At 44.4% G+C, this 7,368-nt stretch carries 8 protein-coding genes; all 8 read left to right on the forward strand.

What is annotated here, in order from left to right; all coding sequences use genetic code 11:
• Positions 1–152: 152 nt before the first annotated feature.
• The gene (locus V7K84_RS23175; RefSeq protein ID WP_099101810.1) at positions 153–1,691 is read left to right on the forward strand and encodes an amidohydrolase family protein; all 1,539 of its coding nucleotides are present in this window, start codon (positions 153–155) and stop codon (positions 1,689–1,691) included.
• A 193-nt stretch (positions 1,692–1,884) separates the two neighbouring features.
• Complete coding sequence (locus V7K84_RS23180) at positions 1,885–2,505, forward strand: GDSL-type esterase/lipase family protein (RefSeq protein ID WP_334841477.1); 621 nt, start codon at positions 1,885–1,887, stop codon at positions 2,503–2,505.
• A 113-nt stretch (positions 2,506–2,618) separates the two neighbouring features.
• Complete coding sequence (locus V7K84_RS23185; RefSeq protein WP_334841479.1) at positions 2,619–3,617, forward strand: aldo/keto reductase; 999 nt, start codon at positions 2,619–2,621, stop codon at positions 3,615–3,617.
• 88 nt (positions 3,618–3,705) lie between these two features.
• On the forward strand, positions 3,706–5,571 hold the full coding sequence (locus V7K84_RS23190; RefSeq protein WP_334841481.1) for an ABC transporter ATP-binding protein: 1,866 nt from the start codon (positions 3,706–3,708) through the stop codon (positions 5,569–5,571).
• Between the two features lie 575 nt (positions 5,572–6,146).
• Positions 6,147–6,386 (forward strand): hypothetical protein, encoded by a 240-nt coding sequence (locus tag V7K84_RS23195; RefSeq protein WP_334841482.1) that lies wholly within the window; start codon positions 6,147–6,149, stop codon positions 6,384–6,386.
• Positions 6,383–6,649: a type II toxin-antitoxin system RelE family toxin gene (locus V7K84_RS23200; RefSeq protein ID WP_334841484.1), complete on the forward strand. Its 267-nt coding sequence runs from the start codon at positions 6,383–6,385 to the stop codon at positions 6,647–6,649. Before V7K84_RS23195 ends, V7K84_RS23200 begins: the two co-directional genes overlap by 4 nt.
• A gap of 153 nt (positions 6,650–6,802) precedes the next feature.
• On the forward strand, positions 6,803–6,991 hold the full coding sequence (locus V7K84_RS23205) for a hypothetical protein (RefSeq protein ID WP_094347334.1): 189 nt from the start codon (positions 6,803–6,805) through the stop codon (positions 6,989–6,991).
• A complete protein-coding gene (locus V7K84_RS23210; RefSeq protein WP_334841486.1) occupies positions 6,988–7,257 on the forward strand; it encodes a type II toxin-antitoxin system RelE/ParE family toxin in 270 nt (89 codons plus the stop codon). The genes V7K84_RS23205 and V7K84_RS23210 overlap by 4 nt, the downstream gene beginning before the upstream one ends.
• Positions 7,258–7,368 lie beyond the last annotated feature (111 nt).

A 7,368-nucleotide genomic window follows, 5' to 3' on the forward strand; every position in this document is an offset into this window, starting at 1 on the left:
GCCACCTTAGAGAATTTGAAAATTGTCGAGAGACGCGATTGTGGAGAGGAGAGACGCGATAAATCGCCGTCTCTACAAGAAATGTATTTGTCAATAGCAGCATTGGATGCTGAAAAAACCTGTAATTTTTGTGCCGTAGGCAAGGAAAAAACATGACTGAATATAGCCGATTGAAGACCTCACGCTCTGCTGCAATCAGAGCAACCCTTGATTATCCGGTAATCGACACCGATGTTCATACCAATGATTTCACGCCAGCTTTTGAGGATTACATCGCTAAGTACGGCGGCGTGAAACTCGTAGATGAGTTACGTAAGACGGAAGCTTCCCGTCTTAACTCCAAGAGCAACGGTAAAGACTGGTATCAACAAACCCCTGAAGAACGTCAATACAATCGCACAATCCGATCGCCTTGGTGGGCTAGAGTTACTAAAAATACTTTGGATCTTGCTACTTATACCCTCCCCGGACTACTTTATGAGCGTCAGGCGGAGCAAGGATCGGACTATTCGGTGCTATTTCCCAACAATGTTTTGGCACCTGCTGGAGCCAGTGCAGAGAACCGTCAGGCACTGCAACGTGCGGTCAATCACTATCATGCTGATATCTACCGGAAATATAGCGATCGCTTGACACCGGTTGCTGGGATTCCCTTGACTACTCCCCAAGAAGGCATTGAGGAGCTAGAATTTGCTGTGAAAACACTGGGCTTAAAGGTAATTAATATTACTGGCGGTGTGAAACGGCCAATCAAAGCGATCGCTGATAAATATCCAGCTGATAAATTCCCCGAAATCGCCAAGTATGCTTCTTATATCGACTTCTACGGACTAGATAGTGAATACGACTACGATCCTTTCTGGGCAAAGGTCGTGGAACTTGGCGTACCCGTCACCACCCATTACGGCAGTCAGGGTTGGACTGGTCGCTCCTCCATCAGTAACTACATGAACAACCATATCGGTCACTTCGCCGATGGTTCGGAAGCATTTGCGAAGGCGTTGTTCTTCGGTGGTGTTACCAAGCGTTTTCCGCAGTTACGCGTAGCGATGCTGGAAGGTGGCGCAGATTGGGGTGCGCGTGTCTACATCCATTTGGTAGATCGGTTCTTGAAGCGCAATATCAAGGCACTGGAAAACTACAATCCAGCATTGACGAATGCCGATGAGTTGTTTGAGATATTTGAGCGCTACGGTGCAGAAGTTACTCAAGGACATTCCCTCGATAAGGATGAATTGACCAAGACTGTACTGGGAGCTTCATTTAGCCGTCATAGCCGTGCGCCGATTGGTAGCGAATTGGACGATTTTGCAGCCGCAGGTATTGAAACAATTGAAGACATCCGCGATCGCTGGGTGAATAGTTTCTTCTTTGGTTCCGAGTCCGACGATCGCACGATCGCTACGGCATTCAATGACAAAGCCAACCCCTTGGGAGTCAAAATCAACGCCATCTATTCCTCAGATGTTGGTCACTGGGATGTGCCAGACTTGACTTCCCCCTTGGCTGAAAGCTGGGATCTCGTACAAGAAGGCGTTATTTCCGAAGCCGACTTCAAATCCTATGTATTCGCTAATCCCTACAAGTTTTACACCCAAGCTAACCCCGATTTCTTCAAGGGTACTGCGATCGAATCCAAGGTAAGTAACACCGAATTTAAACAAGTGGACAAGAGCCTAGTAGTGGCATGAAGAGTGCTGAGTACTTCTTCAGGACTTAGGAATTAGCACTAAGTAATGTTCAAAAAATAACTTGCAATATTCAGTGGGGTAGGCAGCGTTCTGCCTGCCTAACATAACAATATATTAATATCTTCTAGAATCATGAACATAATGTTTCTTCTCAAGTCAAAACCGAACTTTTTCGGCAAAATTTAGTTGAATTATGTCAGATTCTCGCAAAGAAATCAGAATTTGTTTTATTGGTGAATCCTTTGTCAATGGCACAGGCGATCCAGAGTTTCTGGGTTGGACAGGTAGAGCGTGCCGCAATGCTGAGTCAAGAGGATACGCTATCACCCATTACAACTTGGGCGTGCGGGCAGAGACAAGTCGGTATCTCAAACAACGTTGGTACTCGGAAGTCTCCTATCGTCTCCCAAAAGAATCTGATGGTCGAGTAGTGTTTTCCTTTGGGGCAAACGATTCAGGATGGGCGGGAAAACAGCAAGGAATCGAACTTTCAGAGTCGATCGCAAATGCTCGCAGTATATTAAGTCAAGCAAAGCAACTCTATCCGATTTTGATGGTTAGTCCGCCACCCTGTGGTGATGTCGATCAAGAAAAAAGAAATCAAATTCTCGCAAATTTGTCACAGGAATTCGCGTTGATTTGTAATGAACTAGATGTTCCGTATCTTGATGTGTTTTCCAGTTTGGTAAAGTCACCAATCTGGCTAGCAGAAGCAAAAGCCAATGACGGCGCTCACCCAAAAGCAGATGGTTATGCAGAATTTGCTGCGATCGTCCAAAACTGGGAAGGTTGGTTAAATTGGTTCACACCTTAAAAAATGCCGACATCGGGCTAATCATGGCTTAGTCGATGTCTTGCATAAGCTTTTAGTTTTACGCTCGCATTCTATTTAAAAATTTCCACACTTTCTCAATCAACAACATCTCTATGACTTTACCAACTACTAATCTCGGTAAAACTGGATTGACCGTTTCGCGCCTCTGTCTCGGCACTATGACCTTTGGTTTGCAGACCGACGAAGAAACTTCCAGGCAAATCCTCGACACCGCCGCCGATGGCGGGATCAACTTTTTGGATACAGCCGATGTTTATCCCCTCGGCGGTGGGCTTGCCACTGCGGGACGCACCGAAGAAATCGTTGGGCGCTGGCTGAAAGGTAAACGCGAACATTTTATTTTAGCTACCAAGTGCGTTGGTCGAGTTGGCCCTGCACCTTGGGATCAGGGGGCTTCGCGGAAACATATTTTGGATGCGATCGATGCTTCCCTGCGACGGTTGGGAACTGATTATATCGATCTGTATCAATTACACTCCGACGATGCTTCAACCCCTCTCGATGAAACTCTGGAAGCGCTGGATGCAGTGGTTCGTGCTGGCAAGGTGCGTTACATCGGGGTTTCCAACTTCTTAGCCTACCGACTCGCCCGTGCTTTGGGTCGTGCTGAGACGCGCAATCTAACCAAGTTCATCTCAATTCAGCCCCGTTACAACCTGTTATTCCGCGAAATTGAGCGAGAACTATTGCCCCTGGCAAAAGAAGAAGGACTGGGTGTAATTTCCTACAATCCTTTGGCGGGTGGTCTACTTACTGGCAAACACAATTTTACTCAAGGCCCCACGTCAGGTACGCGTTTTACGCTAGGTGCTGCCGCAGAACGTTATCAAGAACGCTACTGGCGCGATCGCGAGTTTAATACTGTCGAAGAATTACGCACAGTAGCCGATCTCGCTGGATTTTCCCTCACCACCTTAGCAGTGGCTTGGGTTTTGTCTAATCCCATTATCACTGCCCCGATCATTGGCGCTAGCCGTCCAGAACAACTTGCTGACAACCTCAAGGCGCTAGAACTAAAACTTGACGACAATTTAAAACAAAAGTTAGACGATCTAACCGCCGAATATCGAAGAGGAGATTCTCTTCGTTAGAAATGATTTTATTTAACAACACCGGACGGTTTATCTAGCCGTCCATTTTTATTTTGCAGAACAGCTTGATGTTACGAGATCAACCTTCATGACGAAAAAAGCTAGACAATCTAAATCCTTTCAACGTGCTCCTGATGCACCAGATTTGCCATCAACTCCATTCAGGTTCATTTTGTATTTCGTGAACCAGTTTCGCTGGTGGTATGTGTTAATAGCGATCCTGGAGGTAATACACGCAACCTGTGGCATCATGTTGCCTTATGCTATTGGCGAGATTATCCGGGGCGTGGCGCGATCGACGGGCGACAACAAGCCGATTTTTGATGCCATGAAGCAACCCTTGATGTTGTTCATCGGCTTGAGTGTGGGTGAAGTGGTATTTGGGCGATCGGCTGGACTCTTGCAAACGATTCTCCATCCAGTCCACCGACAGCACATTGTGCGATCGCTATATGCCTATTTACAACACCATTCACATCGCTACTTAAGCAGCAGTTTTTCCGGGGCATTGGCACATCGAATTAGCGAAACTTCTCTGGGTGTTACCCAGACGATGCAAATGATGATTACTGAATTTATGCCAGTAATTGTTGTGTATACCGTTGCCACGACGATACTGTATCGCGCCTATCCTCCACTGGCTGCACTCGTGGGAATATGGGCAGTTCTCTTCATCAGTATTTCGTTTTGGCTGGCAACTCGCTGCCGATTTTATTCCCGGAAAGCCGCAGCCGCCAGAAGTGAGACAACTGGCATCATTGTAGATACAGTCACAAATCTCACTAGTAGCCGACTATTTGCTCGCTTTGGTTTTGAACGACGCTATTTGAATGAGCAATTAAGGCACGAACTCAAACACGTGAGAGAGTCCAACTGGTACTCAGAGCGAATTCGCTGGTTTCAGTTCATCTCAGCAGCTATTTTGAAAATCAGCACCCTGTATTACTCGCTCTCTCTTTGGAGTGAAGGAAAGATCGCTACTGCTGACTTTGTTGTAGCAACTAGCTTATCGCTTTTGATCATCAGTGAAGCCCGCAACTTGAGCCGCCGCTTTCTGGAATTTTTTGAACATGTTGGGAATGTCGCCAATGGTGTCTTTACCATCGTTCAACCCCACGAATTGGTCGATCGCGAGAAGGCGATCGCCCACTCAATCACCCAAGGTAAGATTGAGTTTCGGCGGGTGAATTTCAACTACACAGATGAGAAGAAAGTTTTCAACAATCTTTCTGTCACCATCCAAGCAGGACAGCGTATCGGACTAGTGGGCTTATCTGGCTCTGGAAAATCCACCTTTGTCAATCTGATTCTGCGTTTATTCGACCCACAATCTGGACAGATTATCATTGATGGGGTCGATATTCGAGATATGACTCAGGATGCTTTACACGCTCAGATTAGCTTAATTCCCCAAGATCCGTCTCTGTTCCATCGCACTTTGCTAGAAAATATTCGTTACGGACGTTTGGATGCAACCGATGAGGAAGTGATCGAGGCTTCGCGAAAAGCTCATGCTCACGATTTCATCGTCCAAAGTAAGGATGGTTACAATTCTCTGGTGGGCGAACGTGGTGTCAAGTTGTCTGGAGGGCAAAGACAGCGCATTGTTATCGCACGGGTAATTCTCAAAGATGCGCCGATTCTGATTTTAGATGAAGCCACCTCAAGCCTCGATTCAATCACCGAAAAAGCGATCCAGGATACCCTAGACTTAGCAATGAATGGAAAAACGGTCATCGTGGTAGCTCACCGATTATCTACCATCGTGCATCTAGATAGGATTTTGGTGTTTGACAAAGGTCGAATTATCGAAGATGGTTCCCACGCTAAACTGCTGGCACTTGGCGGCGCTTACTACAAATTATGGAAAATGCAAGCGGGTGGGTTTCTACCGGAAAATCTCGACGAGGTTCGTACTGGCACAGATAACGTCGAAGAGGGAATGATCGCTTGACATTTGCCGCTACTTGAGGTTTATTTGCAAATTCAATTCAAGAATTGTCCGGGAAAGAGTCCACAAAACTAAAGTAATGTAATTGAAGTAGGATGTGTTATCGCATAGCGTAATGCACTAAAGTCTTCAGATGGTGCGTTAGCCAGAGGCATAACGCACCCTACGTATATTTCAAAAATTAAATATGAGTTTCATATCATAAGTGCTGCATCGCTCGCGACTATTGTTATTCTCTACATCCTCAAAATCGGCTTGAATGTCTATTGTAAGTATACCGATGCAGGTGACGGGGGAACTTTACCACCAGTGAAATAAAATACAGATGCGATCGCTTCCTTAAGAGGAGCAACGCGAAAAAGTGAGATTATCGTGAAATGAGCAGGGAAGCAAAGAGAAATTTTGAGTAATTTTTACGACTGGTATAGGCGTCAATACACTTATTTATTTCCTCTCCCTATCTCAAAACCCCAAAACGCGATCGCATTTATAATTGAATTACTGTCTTAGTCACAGCCTCAGTTGAGAGTAAGAAAGACAAAATATAAACATATATTTGCAATAAAAGAGGTCTAAAAATGAAGAGTGAACAGGAACGCGAACAATTAATTAAAGAGATTAACATCCTGTTAGATCAAGCTTATGATAGTACTTTAGATGAAATTTACGCACTACTTCAAACAATCGAAGAAGAAGAAGAGGAAGAAGATTTAAAAGCCTACGACAAAGTGAAAAAAGAAGCTAGTGTTGAGAATTCATTGTCATGGGAAGAAGCTAAAAAAGAACTAAAAACAGGAATCAAAAAGGAAGTTGCGTGAGTTATAAAGTTGAAATATTGAGGAGTGCATTGAAGCAACTTAAAAAAATACCGTCAGAACTTCAAGAACGTATACAAATTAAAATTGATGATTTAGCTACAGAACCACGTCCGAATGGGGTTAAAAAGCTAAAAGGGAAAGAAAATGCTTACAGAATTAGAATAGGTGAATACCGCGTTATCTATGATATTTTCGACGATCTTCTAGTGGTGAATGTTGTGGAAGTCGGACATCGTAAAAATATTTATAAAGATGAAAGTTGAGATGCAAGAAAAACTTAGAGCGATCGCACCTCCCCACAAACCCAAAACGCGTAGATGCAACGCGGCTTGTCGTTAGACATCGCACCTCCACAAACCCCAAACGTGATTCCCGTTGAGCATACAATATAGAAAAGCAAGTTATCTGTAATCTCTATGGAAAAGCTCAATATTAAAGAAGAAGCTCGAAAGCTAATTGATAAATTACCTGCTAACTCAACATGGGATGACCTCATGTATGAGATTTATGTTAGACAAGTTGTGGAAGCTGGACTTGCTGAGAGTCAAGCTGGTAAAGTAATTTCCGTACAGGAAGTTAGGGCAAAATTTGGACTACCAGAGTGAAAGTTTTTTGGACAGAAACAGCCGTAGAAAACCTATCTGCAATTTATACTTACATTGCCCAGAATTCACCTCGGTACGCAACCAGGATTATTGACCGTATAACCAAACGTTCCCAGCAGCTTGCGAATTTCCCTCTATCTGGTCGAATTGTACCAGAGTTTGAAACCGAGCAAATTCGGGAAGTTATTGAAGGTTTATATCGAATTATCTATTACATCAAGCCCGAACAAATTGATGTACTTGCTGTTATACATGGGGCACAGTAAATTACACCAAGTATAGAATAGACCTCTTGCAAAAGTCGGTCAGGAAGATTTGATTTTGGGAAGAGAAAGCTCGTAATTGTAGAGAGCAGCAATCAGATTAAACCGCAAACT

Source organism: Nostoc sp. (assembly GCF_036917315.1).
Classification (GTDB): domain Bacteria; phylum Cyanobacteriota; class Cyanobacteriia; order Cyanobacteriales; family Nostocaceae; genus Nostoc.

What these genes read in the sequence shown, in the direction of transcription:
- V7K84_RS23175 (WP_099101810.1), top strand. Translation starts at nt 153, where the DNA reads ATGACTGAATATAGCCGATTGAAGACCTCACGCTCTGCTGCAATCAGA.
- V7K84_RS23180 (WP_334841477.1), top strand. Translation starts at nt 1,885, where the DNA reads ATGTCAGATTCTCGCAAAGAAATCAGAATTTGTTTTATTGGTGAATCC.
- V7K84_RS23185 (WP_334841479.1), top strand. Translation starts at nt 2,619, where the DNA reads ATGACTTTACCAACTACTAATCTCGGTAAAACTGGATTGACCGTTTCG.
- V7K84_RS23190 (WP_334841481.1), top strand. Translation starts at nt 3,706, where the DNA reads ATGACGAAAAAAGCTAGACAATCTAAATCCTTTCAACGTGCTCCTGAT.
- V7K84_RS23195 (WP_334841482.1), top strand. Translation starts at nt 6,147, where the DNA reads ATGAAGAGTGAACAGGAACGCGAACAATTAATTAAAGAGATTAACATC.
- V7K84_RS23205 (WP_094347334.1), top strand. Translation starts at nt 6,803, where the DNA reads ATGGAAAAGCTCAATATTAAAGAAGAAGCTCGAAAGCTAATTGATAAA.